Annotated in this window: 19 protein-coding genes and 1 pseudogene; 9 read left to right on the top strand and 11 right to left on the bottom strand. The window is 63.0% G+C overall.

The features are described 5' to 3' along the window. Nucleotides 1–100 precede the first annotated feature (100 nt). Genes ACF8K2_RS19350 through ACF8K2_RS19330 form a run of 5 tightly spaced genes read left to right on the top strand, consistent with a single transcriptional unit; the run spans nucleotide 101 to nucleotide 5136 of the window. Nucleotides 101–1492: a GntP family permease gene (locus ACF8K2_RS19350; RefSeq protein ID WP_392467037.1), complete on the top strand. Its 1392-nt coding sequence runs from the start codon at nucleotides 101–103 to the stop codon at nucleotides 1490–1492. An 11-nt stretch (nucleotides 1493–1503) separates the two neighbouring features. Further along, nucleotides 1504–2274 (top strand): 3-hydroxybutyrate dehydrogenase, encoded by a 771-nt coding sequence (hbdH, locus tag ACF8K2_RS19345; RefSeq protein ID WP_186554432.1) that lies wholly within the window; start codon nucleotides 1504–1506, stop codon nucleotides 2272–2274. 55 nt (nucleotides 2275–2329) lie between these two features. Beyond that, nucleotides 2330–2809, top strand: coding sequence for a serine protease inhibitor ecotin (gene eco, locus ACF8K2_RS19340; RefSeq protein WP_392467035.1), 480 nt, complete (start codon nucleotides 2330–2332; stop codon nucleotides 2807–2809). 58 nt (nucleotides 2810–2867) lie between these two features. Beyond that, nucleotides 2868–4826, top strand: a complete 1959-nt coding sequence (locus ACF8K2_RS19335) for an acetoacetate--CoA ligase (protein ID WP_392467033.1) — start codon at nucleotides 2868–2870, stop codon at nucleotides 4824–4826. Between the two features lie 34 nt (nucleotides 4827–4860). Then, nucleotides 4861–5136: a peptidylprolyl isomerase gene (locus tag ACF8K2_RS19330; protein WP_186554429.1), complete on the top strand. Its 276-nt coding sequence runs from the start codon at nucleotides 4861–4863 to the stop codon at nucleotides 5134–5136. A gap of 6 nt (nucleotides 5137–5142) precedes the next feature. On the opposite strand, the gene ACF8K2_RS19325 is transcribed toward ACF8K2_RS19330, so the two are convergent. Next, nucleotides 5143–5766, bottom strand: a complete 624-nt coding sequence (locus ACF8K2_RS19325; protein ID WP_312152499.1) for a LysE family translocator — start codon at nucleotides 5764–5766, stop codon at nucleotides 5143–5145. A 133-nt stretch (nucleotides 5767–5899) separates the two neighbouring features. On the opposite strand from ACF8K2_RS19325, the pseudogene ACF8K2_RS19320 reads away from it, so the two are divergent. Next, nucleotides 5900–6706, top strand: a pseudogene (locus ACF8K2_RS19320) (AraC family transcriptional regulator); the annotation flags it as partial. 46 nt (nucleotides 6707–6752) lie between these two features. On the opposite strand, the gene ACF8K2_RS19315 reads toward ACF8K2_RS19320, so the two are convergent. The 3 genes from ACF8K2_RS19315 to ACF8K2_RS19305 form a co-directional block, all read right to left on the bottom strand. After that, a complete protein-coding gene (locus ACF8K2_RS19315) occupies nucleotides 6753–8030 on the bottom strand; it encodes an NTP/NDP exchange transporter (RefSeq protein WP_392467030.1) in 1278 nt (425 codons plus the stop codon). Nucleotides 8031–8034: 4 nt separating this feature from the next. After that, nucleotides 8035–8943, bottom strand: a complete 909-nt coding sequence (locus ACF8K2_RS19310) for an aldo/keto reductase (protein WP_392467027.1) — start codon at nucleotides 8941–8943, stop codon at nucleotides 8035–8037. Between the two features lie 88 nt (nucleotides 8944–9031). Beyond that, nucleotides 9032–9913, bottom strand: coding sequence for a Dyp-type peroxidase (locus tag ACF8K2_RS19305; RefSeq protein WP_392467025.1), 882 nt, complete (start codon nucleotides 9911–9913; stop codon nucleotides 9032–9034). A gap of 194 nt (nucleotides 9914–10107) precedes the next feature. Here ACF8K2_RS19305 and ACF8K2_RS19300 point away from each other — a divergent pair, with 194 nt between their 5' ends. Continuing rightward, nucleotides 10108–11013, top strand: a complete 906-nt coding sequence (locus ACF8K2_RS19300) for a bile acid:sodium symporter family protein (RefSeq protein WP_392467022.1) — start codon at nucleotides 10108–10110, stop codon at nucleotides 11011–11013. 42 nt (nucleotides 11014–11055) lie between these two features. Here ACF8K2_RS19300 and ACF8K2_RS19295 read toward each other — a convergent pair whose 3' ends face one another. Continuing rightward, entirely contained in the window at nucleotides 11056–11529 is a 474-nt protein-coding gene (locus ACF8K2_RS19295; protein ID WP_392467020.1) for a sterol desaturase family protein, read from the bottom strand. A 434-nt stretch (nucleotides 11530–11963) separates the two neighbouring features. Between ACF8K2_RS19295 and ACF8K2_RS19290 the strand changes: the two genes are divergently transcribed. Beyond that, nucleotides 11964–12671, top strand: coding sequence for an MgtC/SapB family protein (locus ACF8K2_RS19290; protein WP_392467017.1), 708 nt, complete (start codon nucleotides 11964–11966; stop codon nucleotides 12669–12671). A gap of 18 nt (nucleotides 12672–12689) precedes the next feature. Here the strand turns inward: ACF8K2_RS19290 and dksA are convergent, their stop codons facing one another. The 3 genes from dksA to ACF8K2_RS19275 are packed head-to-tail and all read right to left on the bottom strand — an operon-like array spanning nucleotide 12690 to nucleotide 15011. Then, nucleotides 12690–13097 (bottom strand): RNA polymerase-binding protein DksA, encoded by a 408-nt coding sequence (gene dksA / locus ACF8K2_RS19285; protein WP_392467015.1) that lies wholly within the window; start codon nucleotides 13095–13097, stop codon nucleotides 12690–12692. 13 nt (nucleotides 13098–13110) lie between these two features. After that, on the bottom strand, nucleotides 13111–14448 hold the full coding sequence (locus ACF8K2_RS19280) for a dihydroorotase (protein WP_392467011.1): 1338 nt from the start codon (nucleotides 14446–14448) through the stop codon (nucleotides 13111–13113). A 2-nt stretch (nucleotides 14449–14450) separates the two neighbouring features. Further along, complete coding sequence (locus tag ACF8K2_RS19275) at nucleotides 14451–15011, bottom strand: carbonate dehydratase (protein WP_186554418.1); 561 nt, start codon at nucleotides 15009–15011, stop codon at nucleotides 14451–14453. Between the two features lie 126 nt (nucleotides 15012–15137). Here ACF8K2_RS19275 and ACF8K2_RS19270 point away from each other — a divergent pair, with 126 nt between their 5' ends. Beyond that, a complete protein-coding gene (locus ACF8K2_RS19270; RefSeq protein ID WP_392467008.1) occupies nucleotides 15138–15644 on the top strand; it encodes a GNAT family N-acetyltransferase in 507 nt (168 codons plus the stop codon). A 139-nt stretch (nucleotides 15645–15783) separates the two neighbouring features. Here the strand turns inward: ACF8K2_RS19270 and ACF8K2_RS19265 are convergent, their stop codons facing one another. The 3 genes from ACF8K2_RS19265 to ACF8K2_RS19255 are packed head-to-tail and all read right to left on the bottom strand — an operon-like array spanning nucleotide 15784 to nucleotide 18421. Further along, complete coding sequence (locus ACF8K2_RS19265) at nucleotides 15784–17346, bottom strand: diguanylate cyclase (RefSeq protein ID WP_392467007.1); 1563 nt, start codon at nucleotides 17344–17346, stop codon at nucleotides 15784–15786. Between the two features lie 41 nt (nucleotides 17347–17387). Then, nucleotides 17388–18182 (bottom strand): exodeoxyribonuclease III, encoded by a 795-nt coding sequence (gene xth, locus ACF8K2_RS19260; protein ID WP_392467006.1) that lies wholly within the window; start codon nucleotides 18180–18182, stop codon nucleotides 17388–17390. Continuing rightward, nucleotides 18179–18421, bottom strand: coding sequence for a hypothetical protein (locus ACF8K2_RS19255; protein ID WP_392467003.1), 243 nt, complete (start codon nucleotides 18419–18421; stop codon nucleotides 18179–18181). Before ACF8K2_RS19255 ends, xth begins: the two co-directional genes overlap by 4 nt. Nucleotides 18422–18442 lie beyond the last annotated feature (21 nt).

Below are 18442 nucleotides of genomic sequence, written 5' to 3'. Positions count from 1 at the left end.
AACGATAAAACCATACAAATCAACCACTTAAGCAATTGGCACGATTCCCGCTATCCCCTCCAAACCCATAAAAACAAGATTCACCCAGGAGATAGACCCGATGACTGTGCTCATCGCCTTGGCAGCCCTCGCGCTGCTGATGCTCGCCGCCTACCGCGGCTACAGCGTAATCCTCTTCGCCCCCATCGCCGCCCTCGGCGCGGTGCTGCTCACCGACCCTTCTGCTGTTGCCCCCGCTTTCACCGGCGTGTTCATGGAAAAAATGGTCGGCTTCATCAAGCTGTACTTCCCGGTATTTCTGCTCGGCGCGGTGTTCGGCAAGCTGATCGAGCTGTCTGGCTTCTCGCGCTCGATCGTTGCCGCCGCCATCCGCCTGCTGGGCACCCGCCAGGCCATGCTGGTGATCGTGCTGGTGTGCGCGCTGCTCACCTACGGCGGTGTGTCGCTGTTCGTGGTGGTGTTCGCGGTGTACCCGTTCGCTGCGGAAATGTTCCGCCAGAGCAATATCCCTAAGCGCCTGATCCCGGCGACCATTGCCCTGGGTGCGTTCTCCTTCACCATGGACGCCCTGCCCGGCACGCCACAAATCCAGAACATCATCCCCAGCACCTTCTTCAACACCACGGCCTGGGCCGCGCCCTGGCTGGGCTTGATTGGCACAATCTTCGTGTTCTGTACCGGCATGCTCTACCTGCAGCGCCAACGCAACAAGGCTCAGCGCGCCGGCGAAGGCTATGGCAGCGAACTGCGCAATGAGCCAGAAACCGCTGACGACCTGGCCCTGCCCAATCCACTGCTGGCACTCGCCCCGCTGCTGCTGGTGGGGGTGATGAACCTGCTGTTCACCCACTGGATCCCCCAGTGGTACGGCAGCAGCCATAGCCTGCAACTGCCGGGGATGGCCGCGCCAGTGCAGAGCGATGTGGCCAAGCTGACCGCGATCTGGGCGGTGCAGGCGGCCTTGCTGGTGGGCATCTTGATGGTGATGGTGTGCGCCTTCGGCGCAATCCGCCAGCGCCTGGCCGAGGGCACCAAAAGCGCTGTTAGCGGCGCCTTGCTGGCTGCCATGAACACCGCATCGGAATACGGCTTCGGTGCGGTGATCGCCTCGCTGCCGGGCTTCTTGGTGCTGGCCGATGCGCTACGCGGTATCCCTAATCCGCTGGTCAACGAAGCCATCACCGTGACCTTGCTGGCGGGCATCACCGGCTCGGCATCAGGCGGGATGAGTATTGCCCTGGCGGCGATGGGCGACAGTTTCATCGCAGCGGCCAACGCCGCCAACATCCCGCTTGAAGTGCTGCACCGGGTGGCGGCGATGGCCAGTGGCGGCATGGACACCCTGCCGCACAACGGCGCGGTGATCACGTTGCTGGCCGTCACCGGCCTGACCCACCGCGAAGCCTACAAAGATATTTTTGGGATTACCCTGATCAAGACCCTGGCGGTTTTCGTGGTCATCGCGACCTTCTACGCCACCGGCATCGTCTAAGGAGCTTTTGCATGACACTGACTGGCAAAACTGCACTCGTCACCGGTTCCACCAGCGGCATCGGCCTGGGCATTGCCCAAGTGCTGGCAGGCGCTGGGGCGAACATCATCCTCAACGGCTTTGGCGATCCGGCGCCGGCACTGGCCGAGATCGCCCGCCACGGGGTGAAGGTTGCCCATCACCCGGCAGACTTGTCCCAGGTCACGCAGATTGAAGACCTGTTCGCCCTGGCTGAGCGCGACTTTGGCGGGGTCGATATCCTGGTCAATAACGCCGGGATCCAGCACGTCGCCCCGGTCGAGAACTTTCCCCTCGAAAGCTGGGACAAGATCATCGCCCTGAACCTCTCGGCGGTGTTTCATGGCACGCGCCTGGCCTTGCCCGGCATGCGTGCGCGCAACTGGGGGCGGATCGTCAATATCGCTTCGGTGCATGGCTTGGTGGGCTCTACTGGCAAGGCCGCGTATGTGGCTGCCAAACATGGCGTGATCGGCCTGACCAAGGTGGTGGGGCTGGAAACCGCTACCAGCAATGTCACTTGCAACGCCATCTGTCCCGGTTGGGTGTTGACCCCGCTGGTGCAGAAGCAGATCGACGATCGCGCAGCGGCCGGGGCTGATCCGCAGCAAGCGCAGCACGATTTGCTCGCCGAAAAACAACCTTCTTTGGCGTTCGTCACCCCCCAGCATCTGGGTGAGCTGGTATTGTTCCTGTGCAGCGAGGCCGCAAGCCAGGTCCGCGGCGCCGCCTGGAACGTCGATGGTGGCTGGCTGGCCCAGTGAGGGTTGGCGGTGAGCCTGGCGCGGTCTTGCATTCGTTCAATTGCAAGGAGGCCGTATGCGCCCATTCCCACTGACCGCGATCTTCTCCCTGACCCTGGCCGCCGCCGTTCCGGCAATGGCGGCCACGCTCAAGGACGTCGCGCCCTATCCTGAGGCGGAACAAGGCTTCACCCGCCAGGTCATCCACCTGCCCGCGCAGGCTGATGAATCGGCCCACAAGCTGGAGATTCTGGCTGGCAAAACCCTTGAGGTAGACTGCAATCGTCAGCGTCTGGCCGGAACCCTGGAAGAAAAAACCCTGGAAGGCTGGGGCTACAGCTATTACCGGCTGGAAAAAGTCGGCGGCCCGGTCAGCACCCTGATGGCCTGCCCGGATGGCAAGAAAACCAAGGCCTTCGTGCCGGTAATCGGCGAAGGCTTCATGCTGCGCTATAACAGCAAGCTGCCGGTGGTGGTCTACGTGCCCAAAGGTGTCGAGGTGCGTTATCGCGTATGGTCGGCGTCCGAAAAGGTAGAAACAGCTAAAGTGGAGTAATAGAGCCCTTGTAGGCGCGGGCTTGCCCTCGCCTACACGCCTTTGCGGAGATTTCGGCATGAACGATGTGCTCTGGCGCCCCTCCACGGCGCGGATCGAGGCCAGCCGGATGGATGCCTTCCGCCGCCGGGTCAACCTGCGTTTCAATCTGCAGCTCAACGATTACCCCGCCCTGCACCGCTGGAGCATCGAGCACCGCGCAGCCTTCTGGCAGACCCTGGCGGAGTACTTCCACGTACAGTGGCAATCCCCCGCTAGCCAGGTACTCGAAGAAGGCCGGCTCATGCCCGATGCGCGCTGGTTCCCTGGCGCCACCCTCAACTACGCCGAACACCTGCTGCAGCGCCGCGACGACCGTCCGGCGGTTATCGCCGTACGTGAAGACGGTAAACGCCAGGGGTTCACCCATAGCCAACTGGCCGCTCAGGTGGCCGGTTTCCAGCGTGCCTTGAGCGCGTGTGGCATCCAGGCCGGTGACCGGGTTGCTGCGGTCATGCCCAATACCTTGGAAACGTTGGTGGCCATGCTCGCCTGCGCCAGTATCGGCGCGGTCTGGTCCAGCTCCTCACCTGAATTCGGCCTGCACGGCATCATCGATCGCTTCGGCCAGATCGAGCCGAAACTCCTGATTGCCTGCGCCGGCTACGAATACGCCGGCAAGCGCATCGACCAGGTGGACAAGATCAACCAAGTGGTCAGCCAGCTGCCAGGCCTTGAGCGCTTGCTGATCGTGCCCTACACCCGCAGCCATACCCAAGCCGAGGAGTTCGTCGCACCCAACGTCAGCCTGTGGGATGCGTTCTACCAGGCTGGGGGCGAGCCTCAGTTCACTGCGCTGCCCTTCGACCATCCGCTGTACATCCTCTACTCCAGCGGCACCACCGGCGTGCCCAAGTGCATCGTCCATCGCGCTGGCGGTGTGTTGTTGCAGCACCTCAAGGAACATGGCCTGCATAACGACTTGAAGGCCGACGACGTCCTGTTCTACTACACCACCTGCGGCTGGATGATGTGGAACTGGCTTGCCAGCGCCTTAGCCGTTGGCGCAACGATCGTGCTCTACGACGGCTCGCCATTTCACCCAGGCGCCGAACGCCTGCTCGACCTGATCGATAGTGAGCAGGTCACGGCCTTCGGCACCAGTGCCAAGTACCTGGCCGCGCTGGAGCAAGAAGGCCTGCAGCCGGCCACCAGCCATCGCCTGGACAGCCTGCGCCTGATCCTCTCGACCGGCTCGCCGCTGTCGCCGCACAGCTACGACTACGTCTATCGCCAGATCAAGGCCGACGTGTGCTTGGCTTCGATGTCTGGCGGCACCGATATCGTCTCCTGCTTTGTCCTGGGTAATCCGTTACTGCCAGTGCGCCGTGGCGAGATTCAGTGCAAAGGCCTCGGCATGGCTGTGGAGGTGTGGGACGAGCACGGCCAGCCGCTGATCGGCGAGAAAGGCGAGCTGGTCTGCACGCGCAACTTCCCTTCGATGCCGCTGGGGTTCTGGGGGGATAGCGATGGCAGCCGCTACCACGAGGCGTATTTCAGCCAGTTTGCCGGGGTCTGGGCCCAGGGCGACTATGCCGAGCAAAGTGCCACAGGTGGCCTGATAATCCATGGCCGCTCCGATGCAGTGCTCAACCCGGGCGGGGTGCGCATTGGCACGGCAGAGATCTACCGGCAGGTAGAGAAGGTCGAAGAAGTGGTCGAGAGCGTCGCCATTGGCCAGCAGTGGCACAACGATGTGCGCGTGGTGCTGTTCGTGCGCCTGCGCGAGGGGCTGCAACTGGATGACGACCTGCGCCAACGTATCCGCCAGGTGATTCGCCAGTACACCACGCCGCGCCACGTGCCGGCGGTGATCGCCCAGGTCAACGATATCCCGCGGACCATCAGCGGCAAACTGGTGGAGTTGGCGATACGCAATGTGGTCCACGGCCAGCCTGTGAAAAATACCGATGCGCTGGCCAACCCTGAAGCGCTGGAGCAATTCCGCGACCGCGCAGAGCTGCGCGATCAGGCATAATGGCGCCCTTTTTTGCCCGATACACAGGTGTCCCATGAAAGCTCAAGCCCGTCACATCCTGGTCAAGACCGCTGCCGAGGCCGAACAGCTCAAGCAACGCATCGCCAAGGGCGAGGCCTTCGACGTCCTGGCGAAGAAGTTTTCCACCTGCCCGTCGGGCAAGCGCGGCGGCGATCTGGGCGAAGTGCGCCCAGGGCAGATGGTCGGCGCGATCGACCAGGTGATCTTCAAGAAAGCCCTGCGAGAGATCCACGGGCCGATCAAGTCCAAGTTTGGCTATCACCTGGTGCAGGTGTTCTACCGCGATTGATGAAGCCTAGCGCCGCGCTGCCAGCAACCCTAACCCGGCACAGCCAAGCAGCGAAGCACTGACCCGGTTGAACACCCGTCGTGGTCCAGGCCGATTGAACCAGCGCTGCAGGTAAGCGCCCAGCCCCGCATAGATCGCGATTGCCGCCCACTCCAACAGCAGGAACAGCCCGCCCAGCCAGAGGAACTGTTCACTGACCGGCGTGGCGCTGTTCATCGAAACGAACTGCGGCAAAAAGGCGGTGAACAGCAAAATCGCTTTCGGATTACCCGCCGCCACCCAGAACTCTTGCCGGGCCAGGCGCCAGGTGCCGCGTGGGTGATCGCCCGTCAGGTGCGCCTCAGCAACCGGTGCCCGCCACAGTTGCCAGGCGATGTAGAACAGGTAGGCCGCGCCAATCACCTTGATGCTTAGAAACAGGTATTCGCTGGTGTGCAGCACCACCGCCAGGCCCATTGCCGCCAGGGTGATCATGCCGCTGAAGGCGAGAATCCGCCCAGCGCCGGCCACACAGGCGGTGCGCAGGCCATAACGGCTGGCGTTGTGCAGGGACAAGAGGTTGTTGGGGCCAGGTGCCATGTTCAGGGCAAAGCAGGCGGGAATGAAAAGCAGCAGGCTCGACAGGTCCATTATTGTTCTCCGTTGCGACCGGGCCAGCCTCGCCGCCCTGGCCTGCCGGCGTCAAGCACAGTCACGGGGTAAATGGCCGCAACAGTGGGCCACAGGTTAGACTGCGCGCTCCGCTGACACCCGAGACAGGCCCATGCATTGCGCAAGCAGCGAAATCTGGCATGACCCCGCCCTGCCCTTCGTCGAAAGTCGCCGCGCTTGTCATAGCCGCGCCTGTTACAAGGCCCATAGCCACCCAACGTTTTCCATAGGTGCGGTCGATGTGGGTTTTAGCCGTTTCAGCGGTGCCGGCAAACGGCAAGTGCGCCTGACGCCAGGCACCCTGGTGCTGGTGCCGGCGCAGCGGGTGCATGCTTGCAACCCGGAACCGGGTACGGCCTGGAGTTACCAGATGCTGCACCTGGATGCCCAATGGTTGCAGCAATTGCGCCTGGAGATGGGCACGCCAGCGGCTGATGCGGGTGAACCGGCGCGCATCGTCCGCTCAGTGGAGCTTTACCAGCACTTTTGTCAGCTCAATGCGCTGTTGTTCTCAGGCGCCGGGGTTGCCGAGAAGCACGCAGCGCTGGTGACGTTCATGGGGGACCATGATTTCAGTGCATACCCTGCGCTGGAGGCGGTCGCCCTTGCACCGCTTAGCCAGTCTGTTCTTGGCCAACTGATTGAGCATATCGATCAGGCGGAATTGGCCGAGCTGAGCCTCGGCTCGCTGGCACGCCAAGCCGACCTTGGGCGCTATCAGCTGATTCGCGCCTTCCGTGCAGCCACTGGTTTTACGCCCCACGCTTATCTGCTCAACGCCCGGATCAACCGGGCGCGGCAGCTGCTTCGCCAAGGTGAGGAACTTGCTGAGGTGGCTTATCGCCTGGGTTTCGCTGACCAGAGCCATTTTCAGCGGGTATTCAAGGCCCATACGGCGGCTACCCCGGGGTATTACCGAACTGCTGCACACCTAAGATTAGGGGCGCCTGTATTGGGGCCGCATTTCAGTTTCGCTCCTCCAGCCCCCGCTGACGGCGACCCAGCCAACCACCGGTAACCGCCCAGCCCAGGGCAATCGCCGCTCCGATCAGCATGGCCAGCTGCGGGTGGTCGCCCATCACATCCAGCGCACGCTTGACCCAGCCACTCAAGGCATCGCCACCGCGATAGACCACGGTGTCGATGAAGTTCTTGGCCTTGTACTTGTCTTCGGCAGGTAACACGGTAAACAGCATTTCTCGCCCAGGGCGAACCAAGGCGTATTCACCGGCGCGGCGTACCACCATCACCACCACGAACACAGCAAACACCGGCGCCACGGCCAGCCAGAGGAAACCGGCCGCCATCACCAGCGGTACTGCCACCAAGAGCACGCCGACCCCAAGGCGCCGGGCCAGCCGGCCGGTGATAAATACCTGGGTCAGTATGGCCAGCGCCTGCACCACGCTGTCGATCAGGCCAAACACCTGGGTTTGCCGGGTCCGGTCAGCGAACGTTTCACTGACGATGCGTGCCTGTTCGAAGTACAAAAACGTACTGACACTGGCCAGCAGCACCACGAACAGTGCGATACCCAGTAAATACGGCGAGCGCAGCACCGCGGTAGCGCCGGCGAACGGATTGCCACCCAAGGGCTTGGAGGCCGGATGCTCACTCATCGCCGGCAACGGATGCCGGTCACGCCAGCGCTGCAGGTAGAGGGTGGCGCCGATGCTGCCAAGCAGCAACAGACACGCCAGGACCAGCAACCCAGCATGCCCCAGCGGCGCCACCAGCAGGGTGCCGAGCACCGGCCCGGTCAAGCCGCCCAAGCTGGCGCCGGCCGCCAGCAGGCCGAACAGCCGCTTGCCCTGTTCGCTGGAAAACAGGTCAGCCAACACGCTCCAGGCCAGGGAAATGGCCAGCAGGTTGAACACCGACAGCCAGATGTAAAAGGCCCGCGCCTGCCAGATAGCGTCAGGGTCGCGGGCAAACAGCACGGCAAATAGCAGCAGGTTGCTGGCAAAGAAGGCATAGGTCCAAGGCAGGATGCGCCGTCGTTTGACCCGCGAAGCCAGCCAGCCGAACAGCGGCAGGCAGATCAGCGTCACCACGAAGGTGCCAGTGAACAGCCATTGCAGGTTGTCCACCCCGCCAGCTACGCCCATGGTCTCGCGTACCGGCCGCAGCATGAAGTAACCGGTGAACAGCAGGTAGAACAAGGCCAGACCGGCGATTACCGCCGGGCCCTCGTCGGGCTTGAGGTTGAGCCCTTGATCCAAGCGCCGCCGCCAGTTGCTCATCGGCTCAGGCGAACTGCTCGATCAGCGCTTGCTGCTGCGTCTGGCTGAGTAACGCGCCACTGCCGGCCTTGAGTTGATCGAGCTGGCGGTCCGGGCGACTGGTCGCGGGGATCACCGCCGTCACGGCCGGATGGCTGATGGCGAACTTCAAGAACAACTGCGCCCAGCTGCTAACCCCGGCCTCTGCCGCCCAGCCCGGCAACGGCTGATCCTTGACCTTGGCGAACAGCCGGCCGTCATCGAAGGCACGGTTGATCAGCACCGCCACGCCCTTGTCCTGGCACAGCGGTAGCAGGCTTTTCGCCGCCTCAGGCGAGTTGACCGAATAGTTGATCTGGATGAAATCGAGCTTTTCGCTGCGCACAATCCGCTCGACATCATCCTGGCCGCTGGCCAGGTAGTGGGTAATGCCGATATAGCGGGTCTTGCCCTGGGCCTTGAGCTCGCGGGCGTAGGGCAGTTGGCGTTGCCAGTCTCGCAGGTTGTGGATCTGCAGCAAATCGACCTTGTCGGTGCGCAGGCTCCTGAGCGTGCCGGCCCACTGCTCCTGGGCGGCAGCGGCGCTGTCCGCGGCGATCTTGGTGGCGATGAAGCACTGGCGGTGCCAGCCGCCCTCCTCCAGCAACTGGCCGAGAATGGCATCGGCGCCGCCGTAGTTGGGCGAGGTGTCGATGACCTTGCCGCCACCGTCGAAAAACGCCTTGAGCACTTGCTTGAGCTGCTGGTACTGCGCAGAGCCCGCCTCGACCTCGAAACTGCCAGAGGTGCCAGCGCCGATGACCGGCAAGGCTTCACCGGTTGCGGGGACCTTGCGGGTGAGCATGCCGCTGGCGGCTTCAGCGCGTAGCCAAGGGCTGGCAGCCAATAGGCCTAAAGCCGCACCAGTGCGTAGGACATCACGACGACCGTACATAGAAAAGCTCCCGTCATGAATCGGAAACTTTCAAGGCTAGCCGCTCTACCCCGCACCGGTGGGTGTTTCTGTATCTGGATGTTTAGCTTTAGGCCTGCAGCAGCAAGCTCAAGTCCAGACCGCCAGCATTGAGCGGTGGGCACCAGTAGTAACCGCCGGTCAGTGGCCGGCTGAAGCGGTACAGGCCGTCGATCACGCCGTCTTCCAGGCCGCTCATGCGGCGCAGCTGCACCTCGAAAGCGTCGAAGCTATGCCCCAGGGCAACGAACGCCAGGCCCGCACCGCGCTCATCGGCCCAGGCGACCGAACGCCTGACCATGAAGGCTTCAGGGTCGAAGCTCTCCTGAGCGGTACGTTTGACGTGTGCCGACTCTGGCGCATCGTCCAGCTCTTCGTTGTCGCTGAGACGGCGGCCAATGATGTTGTCTTGCTCAGCCTGCGGCAGCGACTTGAAGTAGTTCAGGTCATGCTTCCACAGCTGGAAGGCAGCAAAGCTCGAACCGCTCAGGCCTGGCTGCTCGCCGGCAACGATTGCCGCGTCTACTGCCGCTTGCTCGACCGGGTTCTCAGTACCGTCTTCATAGCCGGTCAGGTCGTGACCGCCGCGGTGCAGGAAGCCATCGACACTGTCTACCAGGCGCAAGGCCGGTGCCAGCAGTTGTTCCAAGGCCTGCGCGCGCAGGAACAGCTCACCGCGCTCAGCACCGCGCAGCCACAGCCACAGGGCGTGCTGGGTGCTAGGGTTCTCGACCGCCGCGTCCAGTTGCGGGAAGCTGCGTAGCCCCGGGACTTCGCGGCCCAGGGCCTTGGCCAGCGGCGCGCCGATGCCGACGATCAGTTGCTGGCCATCGACTTGCGTCAGCAAAGCGTCAAGCACCGCAGGCAGCGCCTGGCTTGCGTGCAAGGTGAAGAACAGGTGACGGGCGTGCGCCGGCACCGGGGTGGCAAGCAGACCTTGCTGGAACGGCATGACAGGCTAATCCTCGGCAAAAGCGCGAATCCTACTGCGCCCGCCGCCAGTAAGCAACGCGGCGCAGAGCCGCTGTGACGGTGCTTTGGCCACAGGCGCAGTAACAAAACTTTACCAAGACCTGGCCTAGTGCGATTAGCGATCGTTCGAGCGCCACCTACACTGCTGGCACTACTTTGTTCGAGACAGTGCCCATGACCGCCTCACCCTTGCTTACCGCCGTCCTGCCTATCGCCTTGGGCATCATCATGCTCGGGCTTGGCTTGTCGCTGACCCTGGCTGACTTCGCCCGGGTGGTGAAGTACCCCAAGCCGGTAGTGATTGGCCTGGCTTGCCAGATCCTGCTGCTACCGTTGGTGTGCTTCCTGATCGCCAATGGCTTTGGCCTGGAGTCGGCACTGGCGGTCGGCCTGATGCTGTTGGCAGCCTCGCCCGGCGGCACCACGGCCAACCTGTTCAGCCACCTGGCCCATGGCGATGTGGCGCTGAACATCACCTTGACCGCGGTCAACTCGCTGATCGCGATCCTGACCATGCCGCTGCTGGTCAATCTGTCGCTGATCTGGTTCATGGAGTCGGACCAGGCGATTCCGCTGCAATTTGCCAAGGTCATGCAAGTGTTCGCCATCGTCTTGCTGCCGGTGGCGCTGGGCATGATGATCCGCCGCTGGGCACCGGGCTTTGCCGCGCGCATGGAGAAACCAATGAAGCTGGTGGCGGCGCTGTTCCTGGCGTTCACCATCGTCCTGGCGCTGGCCAAGGATTGGCAGACCGTGGTCGAGTACGCACCGATCGTCGGCGGCGCTGCGCTATTGTTCAACCTGCTCAGCCTGGGCGTGGGCTACTGGGTGCCGCGCTTGTTGAACATCCCCAAGCGCCAGGCGATTGCCATTGGCATGGAGATCGGTATTCACAACGGCACCTTGGCCATTGCCCTGGCCTTGAGCCCGTCGCTGCTCAATAACGCCACCATGGCAGTGCCAGCGGCGATCTATAGCTTGCTGATGTTCTTCACCGCGGCGGGGTTTGGCTGGTGGGTGAGTCGGGGCCAAACGCTAGAGCCGGGCGCGGCGGGTTCCGGGCGTACCGCTGAAGATTGACCTTTGCAGGGGCGGGCTTGATCCGGGATGAGGCCCGCTGCTTCAGCGCTCGATGTGCGTACGCCGTGCACGCAATTGGCGCTTGAGCACGGCCAAGGGCGGTGCATAGAAAAAACCGAACGAGACGCAGCCCTGGCGCCCCTTAACCGCATGGTGTAGCCGGTGCGCCCGATGCAGTCGCTTCAGGTATCGATTGGCTGGGCGCAGCTTGCGCGGCCAATGCCGGTGAAACCAGCCGTCATGGGCCAGCACATACAGCAGGCCATAACCCCCTACCCCGCCGCCGACCCACTGCAATGGCGCATGCCCGGCCTTGCCCAGCGCCACCAGGCCGGTCGCAATCAGGGCCAGCGCCACCAGGTAGACGTCGTTGGTTTCCAGCATGCCCAGCTGCGGCTGATGGTGCGAGCGGTGCAACCACCAGCCCCAGCCATGCATGATGTACTTGTGCGCCAAGGTGCCGACGCCTTCCATGGCCAGCACGGTGGCGAAGAGGATGGCGAGATTGAACAGCATGGGAAAATCCGCAGTAGATGACCAAAGGCGCAAGATTACCACCGCAGCCGGTACGGATCAGCCCAGCCTGATCGAGCAAACGCCTCTATGACGCAATTGTCATCTTTGTGTCGTTGACCTTGCCCCGTGCCAGGGGTAAGGTCCGCCGCGCAATTACGCATCCCCACACAGGAGTCCTGCATTGGACAGTAGCCCCAGTCGATTGCGACAGGTCCACACGGCGAGCTAGTCCGGCAGTATTTCTGCCACTGTCTCGCCAAACTCGGTAGACGGTGGTTCAGCACGGCCCAAACGGGTCAATGCTCCCTCCCCCCTCTTCGTTACACCGCCGCCCGATGGGCGATGGCTGCTGTGGTCCTGCGCATTCTCATTTTTCAACGTGCCATCTGCCGATGGTGCTCGTACGGGCGATTGCCCGTGCAACGAGGTTTGCTATGGATTGGAAAGTCTTTCTGCTGCGCGTCAGCGTAGCCCTGCTGCTCGGTGCCTTGATCGGCGCTGAGCGACAACTGCGTCAACGCCTGACCGGCCTGCGCACCAATGCGCTGGTCAGCACCGGCGCTTGCCTGTTCGTGCTGATGACCCAGGCAGTGCCGGGCATGGCCCCGACCGATGCGTCGCGGATCGCCGCTTATGTGGTGTCGGGTATCGGTTTTCTCGGCGGCGGCGTAATCATGCGCGACGGCTTGAACGTGCGCGGGCTCAATACTGCCGCGACCCTCTGGTGCACCGCCGCTGTCGGCGTGCTGTGCAGCGTTGGGCTGCTATTGGAGGCAGCGGTGGGCAGCCTGGTGGTGCTCTGCGCCAACATTTTGCTGCGCGATATTGCCCAACGTCTGGATCACCAGGAAGTGTTGCCGGCCAGCGAGGTCGAGCAGCGTTTCGAGGTGCGTATCGTTTGCCGCGCCGAGGACGAGATCCAGGTGCGCAGCCTGATGCTGCACAGCCTCAGCGACCCTGGCCTGCGCTTGCAGTCGCTGCACAGCGAGGATCTGCCTGACGCCAGCCGCCTGGAAGTGCGCGCCGAACTGCTGGGCAATCCGCAAGCCACGGCTCAACTGGAGCGGCTGGTCGGCCGGGTCAGCCTGGAAAAAGGCGTCAGCGCGGTGCGCTGGCAGGTGCGTGAGCTGGGGGCAGACTGAACGCCAGCGCGGGGCGGCTCAGGCGCCGTCCCGCTGGTGCTTTTCCTTCAGCTCCTGGCGCTCCTTGGCTTCGATGCACAAGGTGGCGGTCGGCCGCAGCAGCAAACGGCGCAGGCCGATCGGCTCGCCGGTTTCCTCGCACCAGCCATACTCACCACGGGCTAGGCGCTCAAGGGCCTGGTCGATCTTGTCCAGCAGCTTCTTCTCGCGCTCCAGCGAGCGCAATTGCCAGTGTCGCTCCTCCTCGGCGCTGCCAATGTCGGCGGGGTCGCTGAGCACTTCCTGTTCGCGCAAGGCGCGAAACTCTTGCTCGATGCGCTGCTGCAGATCGCTACGCTGGCTTATCAGCAATGTGCGAAAAAACTGGCGCTGCGGCTCGTTCATGTAGGCCGCTGGGCTTTGCTTGAGTAACTCTTGTTCGGTCATGGCGGTGCTTCCTTCATCGTTCAAACATCAACGGCAGCCCTTGGCAGCTGTCTATCACCTGGCCCTGGTGCCAAGCCAACTGACCCGACACCACGGTGCTGCGCACGGCATGGCGAAAGCTGCACTGGGCAAAGGGGGTCCAGCCGCAGTGGGCGAGTATCGGTTGCGCGCTGGCTGGCAGGGGCTGAGCCAGGCGCTCGACCAGCGCAAAATCCGCCCAGTAGCCTTCGCGCAGGTAGCCGCGCTCGCGAATGGCGAACAAGTCCGCTACTGCATGGCTGGTCTTGCTGACCATCTGGCTCAGGCTCATTACCCCTTCGCTGACCAGCTCCAAGGCGGCCGGCAAGGCATGCTGGACCAATGGCAGCCCGGACGGTGCCTGGAGGTAATCGCGCTGTTTTTCTTCCAGGCTGTGCGGTGCATGGTCGGTGCCGATTACATCGATGAGATCGCTGGCCAGCGCCTGACGCAAAGCGTCGCGGTCGGCGCGCGACTTGATCGCCGGATTGCACTTGATCAGGTGGCCAAGCGCTGCGTAGTCGCTATCGTCGAACAGCAAATGGTGCAGGCAGACCTCGGCGGTGATGCGCTTGCCGGTCACCGGGCCCGGCTCGAACAACGCCAGTTCGCCGGCTGTGGTCAGGTGCAGTACATGCAGCCGAGTGCCGAAACGCCGGGCCAGCTCGACGGCCAGCCGCGAGGAGCGATAGCACGCCTGGGCGTCGCGAATCTGTGGGTGCGCGGCGGGCGGGATGAACGTGCCATGGCGCTGCTGCCAGCGCGCCTGGTTGGCAAGGATGCTGGGGGTGTGCTCGCAGTGGGCGAGCAGGATGGTGGGGGCACAGCTGAACAGCTTTTCCAGTACCTGAGGGTCATCTACCAGCATGTCGCCGGTGGATGCGCCCATGAACACCTTGATCCCGGCGACCGCGCCAGGGTCGAGCGCGGCGATGGTTTCCAGGTTGTCGCGGCTGACACCAAAGTGAAAACCATAGTTGGCCCGCGCAGTCGCCGCCGCGCGGCGCTGCTTGTCGGCCAGCGCTGCCAGGGTCAGGGTGGGCGGATGGGTGTTGGGCATGTCCATGAAACTGGTAATGCCGCCGGCCACTGCGGCACGCGACTCGCTGGCAATGGAGCCTTTGTGCGCAGCGCCTGGCTCGCGAAAGTGCACCTGGTCATCGATCATGCCCGGCACCAGCCAGCGGCCATCGGCGTCGAGTTCGATGCACGCCTGGGCGTTGTCGATACTCGCGGCGATTTTTTCGATGCGCCCGTGGGCGACCAGCAGGTCGGCGTCGAACTCACGCCCTTCATTGACCACCCGGGCATTGCGTATGAGCAAGTCGGCCATGCTCAAAACTCGTTCTGCAAGGCCTTGTAGCCCTGGACCAGATCGATATTGGTGCGCGCGACGTCTTCGGAGAACTCCGAGGCCGAAACGCTGACCGGCGGGTAACTCTGCAAATCGGTGTGGGGGCCGATGTGCTCGGTGGGCGGCACGTAGAAGCGTTCGGGCAAATCCCTGCCGTCGACCACCGAGTTGTGCCGCACCACGCTGCCATTGCCCACGCGGCAGTTGAACAACACGCTGTTGAAGCCGATGAATACCCGATCACCCACGGTGCAGGGGCCGTGGACGATCGAGCGGTGGGCAATCGAGGTGTATTCACCAATGCTTACCGCGGCGCCAGACTTGGAGTGGATCACCACGCCATCCTGGATATTGGAATTGGCGCCGATGACGATCGGCTGCATATCGCCGCTGGCGTCGACTTCGTCGGCGCGGATCACGGCGTAGGGGCCAACGAACACGTTGTCTTTGATCACCACCTTGCCGCAGATGATCGCGGTTTGGTCGATGTAGGCCGACTCAGCGATTTCTGGGAGGTGGCCGGAGGGGTTTCTGCGAATCACAGTGGTTGATCCTGAGAGGGTGGGCAGCTTTAAATGTTACGTTATAACAATTAACTTGCAAGCCCTTGCTTGTCCCCAAGGCTGTCAGCTCTCAGACTTGCCGCTTTGCTTGCCGAGGACCGCCCTATGCTTATCCGCCCTACCCTGGCCAAGGATATCCCGCTGCTGCCGAGCATCGAGCGTTCGGCAGCCCAGGCATTTCTCAGTGTGCCCAGCTTGGCCTGGCTGGCTGCCGGTGAGGTGCTGGGCGAAGCCGCGCATCGGACATTCATTCATGCCCAGGCGAGCTGGGTGGCAGTCGATGCGCACGAACGGGTATTGGGGTTTCTCTGCGCCCGTCTGGAGGGTGATGCGCTGCATATTCATGAAGTGTCCGTGGCTCAGCAGGCACAGGGCCAAGGGCTTGGCCGTGGGTTGATTGCCCAGGCAATCAGTGCGGCTCGAGGGATGGGTTGTGCAGAGGTGACGTTGACAACCTTTGCCCAGGTGCCTTGGAATGCGCCGTTTTATCAGCGCCTTGGTTTTGTCGTGATTAGCCAGGAGCAGTTGGGCGAGCGGTTGCTAGGGATCTTGGAGGAAGAACAGCGCCATGGGCTGGTTGGGCGCTGCGCCATGCGCAGGGTTCTGGTCTGATAGTGTCAGTACCGGCCTTATCGCGGGGCAAGCCCGCTCCCACGCAGCCTGCTCTCACGCAGCCCTCTATGAAGCTGGTTAACGTGGGAGCGGGCTTGCCCCGCGATGAGGCCGGTATTGCCAGCCCCAAAACCTCTGGCTAGGCACTTGTGGCCGGCGCACCAGCCAGGCAATAACGGTCCCTACCCTGGCGTTTGGCTTCATACAGCGCGCTATCGGCCACCGCCATCAAGCCCTCTGCGGTAATCGTCTCAAGGGCCGGATAAGCCACCGCAATCCCAGCACTGGCCGACACCTGTCCCAACGGGCTGCCGGCGTGCTCAATACCCAAGCGGCGCAGCAGATGCAGCGTTTCTTGGACGATCAACACGGCACCTTGCGCGTCGGTATCGGGCAACAACAGGGTGAACTCTTCACCGCCATAGCGCACCGCCAGGTCCGCAGGGCGCTTCAACATGTGCCGTAATAATTCGCCAACCCGGCGCAGGCATTGGTCGCCTGCCGGGTGGCCGTAGCGGTCGTTGTAGGCCTTGAAGTAATCCAGATCCATCATCACCAAGGCCAGCGGGTAGCCTTGCCGACGTGCCCGGCCGACTTCAGCTTCGAACACCGCATCGAGTCGCCGGCGGTTGCCCAGGCCGGTCAGGCTGTCGGTCAGGGCCAGGTCCTTGAGGGTCTGGTGCGCCTGGTGCAGAGCGCGTTCGATGGCAATCCGTTCGCGCAGCTGGCGCAGCACCACCCAGCCGAATACCGCCAAGCCCAGGAGCAAGACCAGCAGTACGCCAATCGACTTGATCATGTCATGCCGCCACGGCGCGATGATCGACTCGCGCGACAGCCCCGCTTCCACCACCAGCGGATACCGGCTCAGCGCCCGGTAGGCATACAGCCGCGGCGTGCCGTCGACCACTGCCACCGCTTGCGCGATGCCTTCGTTGGCATACGGCAGGTGGTTGCGAAACACCTCGCTGTTGGCCAGGCTGCGGCCGACCACCTGCTCGACAAAGGGCCGGCGTACCAGAATGGTCCCATCGCGCTTGGCCAAGACCAGGGCGCCGCGCTCGTCGATCTTGAAATCGCCGTAATAGCGCACGAACCAGTCGACTTTGATGGTGCCCAGTAGCACCCCGGCAAAACTGCCGTCGGGATAGTTCAAGCGCCTGGAAATCGGAATGATCAAATCGCCGGTCGAGCGGCTTTTGACTACCGAGCCGATGCGGACATGGCGATCGGTGTGGCTGCGGTGATAGCTGAAATAGTCGCGATCGGCGTTGTTGGCATTGGCCGGGATGGCGTCCTGGTCAGTGACGATCCAGCTGCCGTCCGGGCCATACACGAACAAACCGTGCAACTGCGGCATGATGGTGGCCTGCTGACGCAGCAAGGCGTGCAGGCGCGGTCGGTCGAGGTGCTCGAAGCCGTCGCCTTCCAAGCGCTCGGCCAATGCTGCGGTAATCGCATCGACCTGGCGGATTGCATCTTCGGCGTGTTGCGCAGAGGCACGGGCCAGGTTGGTGACCGAGTCTTCGGCATTGACGAACGCATGCCGATAATCCCGCCAGATGCGCCAGGTTTCAGTCGACACGAATGCCAGCATCACCACCGCCATAAACACCAATACCAGACGAAACAAGGCCACGGCGCGGCCCTCGCCGGTTACCGCGAACAGCCCGTCATCGTCGTGTTTCCTGGCAGCACGCATTGAAGTCCCTTGTTGTCGCAATTGCCGTCCTTGACTATAGATCAGCGCCGTTTGCGCGAACCCAGCTCGATCCAGGTCGGCGCGTGGTCGCTGGCTTTGGGCTCGTTACGCACCCAGGCGTCGACCCCTGCCGCCTTCAGATAGGGGGCTAGCGCGCGATTGAGCAGCAAGTGGTCGATTCGCAGCCCGGCGTTGCGCGCCCAGTGATTGCGAAAGTAATCCCAGAAGGTATACACCCGCTCATCCGGGTGCAGGTGGCGCACGGCATCGGTCCAGCCTTGCCCAAGCAGGCGCTGGTAGCAGGCGCGCGATTCGGGTTGGAGCAAGGCGTCCTTGAGCCAGGAGCGCGGGTTGTAGATGTCTTGATCGGTGGGCACCACGTTGAAGTCACCGGCCAGCACCGTCGGGTGCTCGCTTTCGCATAGCCCCTGGACATGCTCGATCAGGCTTTCGAACCAGGCGAGCTTGTAATCGAACTTCGGCCCCGGTTGCGGATTGCCGTTGGGCAAGTACAGACAGGCGACCAGCACGCCATGGGCCGCAGCCTCCAGGTAGCGGCTCTGGCTGTCGTCTTGCATGCCCGGCAAACCCCTGCGTACTTCCAAAGGCTCACTGTCGCGGGCCAATATCGCCACCCCGTTCCACGCCGGCTGGCCCTGGTACACACAGCCATAGCCGGCCGCTTCCAAGGCCTGACGGGGAAAGTCCTTGTCGGCGGCCTTGAGCTCTTGCAAGCAGGCGATATCCGGTTGTTCACGTTCAAGCCAGGCCAGCAAGCCAGGCAAGCGACTGCGGATGCCATTGATGTTGAAGGTGGCAATGTTCAGCGCTTTCATGCGTCTGGATCGTTGACGTGGGCCTGCACGGCGTCTTCGAGGGCGCGGACATGGGCCTGGTCGGCCAGCGCTTTGAGGGCCAGCCAATCATCCCAGTCGAGTGCGCCGTCGTCGCGCAGCGCCTGGGCAGTACGAATCAGCTCGTGGTGATAAGCATCCGGCGATTCGCGCCTATAGCTCTCGTCGTCGTATTGGGCGTACCAGGCTTCAAGCTCGGGAATGCTGCGTTCAATGCTCATGCCCCTGCTCCTTCAAGCAAC

The organism is Pseudomonas sp. xss_2, assembly GCF_043104195.1.
GTDB lineage: Bacteria > Pseudomonadota > Gammaproteobacteria > Pseudomonadales > Pseudomonadaceae > Aquipseudomonas > Aquipseudomonas urmiensis.
This window is presented reverse-complemented; position numbering and strand designations above follow the sequence as displayed.

What these genes read in the sequence shown, in the direction of transcription:
- ACF8K2_RS19350 (WP_392467037.1), top strand. Translation starts at nt 101, where the DNA reads ATGACTGTGCTCATCGCCTTGGCAGCCCTCGCGCTGCTGATGCTCGCC.
- hbdH (WP_186554432.1), top strand. Translation starts at nt 1,504, where the DNA reads ATGACACTGACTGGCAAAACTGCACTCGTCACCGGTTCCACCAGCGGC.
- eco (WP_392467035.1), top strand. Translation starts at nt 2,330, where the DNA reads ATGCGCCCATTCCCACTGACCGCGATCTTCTCCCTGACCCTGGCCGCC.
- ACF8K2_RS19335 (WP_392467033.1), top strand. Translation starts at nt 2,868, where the DNA reads ATGAACGATGTGCTCTGGCGCCCCTCCACGGCGCGGATCGAGGCCAGC.
- ACF8K2_RS19330 (WP_186554429.1), top strand. Translation starts at nt 4,861, where the DNA reads ATGAAAGCTCAAGCCCGTCACATCCTGGTCAAGACCGCTGCCGAGGCC.
- ACF8K2_RS19325 (WP_312152499.1), bottom strand. Translation starts at nt 5,766, where the DNA reads ATGGACCTGTCGAGCCTGCTGCTTTTCATTCCCGCCTGCTTTGCCCTG.
- ACF8K2_RS19315 (WP_392467030.1), bottom strand. Translation starts at nt 8,030, where the DNA reads ATGAGCAACTGGCGGCGGCGCTTGGATCAAGGGCTCAACCTCAAGCCC.
- ACF8K2_RS19310 (WP_392467027.1), bottom strand. Translation starts at nt 8,943, where the DNA reads ATGTACGGTCGTCGTGATGTCCTACGCACTGGTGCGGCTTTAGGCCTA.
- ACF8K2_RS19305 (WP_392467025.1), bottom strand. Translation starts at nt 9,913, where the DNA reads ATGCCGTTCCAGCAAGGTCTGCTTGCCACCCCGGTGCCGGCGCACGCC.
- ACF8K2_RS19300 (WP_392467022.1), top strand. Translation starts at nt 10,108, where the DNA reads ATGACCGCCTCACCCTTGCTTACCGCCGTCCTGCCTATCGCCTTGGGC.
- ACF8K2_RS19295 (WP_392467020.1), bottom strand. Translation starts at nt 11,529, where the DNA reads ATGCTGTTCAATCTCGCCATCCTCTTCGCCACCGTGCTGGCCATGGAA.
- ACF8K2_RS19290 (WP_392467017.1), top strand. Translation starts at nt 11,964, where the DNA reads ATGGATTGGAAAGTCTTTCTGCTGCGCGTCAGCGTAGCCCTGCTGCTC.
- dksA (WP_392467015.1), bottom strand. Translation starts at nt 13,097, where the DNA reads ATGACCGAACAAGAGTTACTCAAGCAAAGCCCAGCGGCCTACATGAAC.
- ACF8K2_RS19280 (WP_392467011.1), bottom strand. Translation starts at nt 14,448, where the DNA reads ATGGCCGACTTGCTCATACGCAATGCCCGGGTGGTCAATGAAGGGCGT.
- ACF8K2_RS19270 (WP_392467008.1), top strand. Translation starts at nt 15,138, where the DNA reads ATGCTTATCCGCCCTACCCTGGCCAAGGATATCCCGCTGCTGCCGAGC.
- ACF8K2_RS19265 (WP_392467007.1), bottom strand. Translation starts at nt 17,346, where the DNA reads ATGCGTGCTGCCAGGAAACACGACGATGACGGGCTGTTCGCGGTAACC.
- xth (WP_392467006.1), bottom strand. Translation starts at nt 18,182, where the DNA reads ATGAAAGCGCTGAACATTGCCACCTTCAACATCAATGGCATCCGCAGT.
- ACF8K2_RS19255 (WP_392467003.1), bottom strand. Translation starts at nt 18,421, where the DNA reads ATGAGCATTGAACGCAGCATTCCCGAGCTTGAAGCCTGGTACGCCCAA.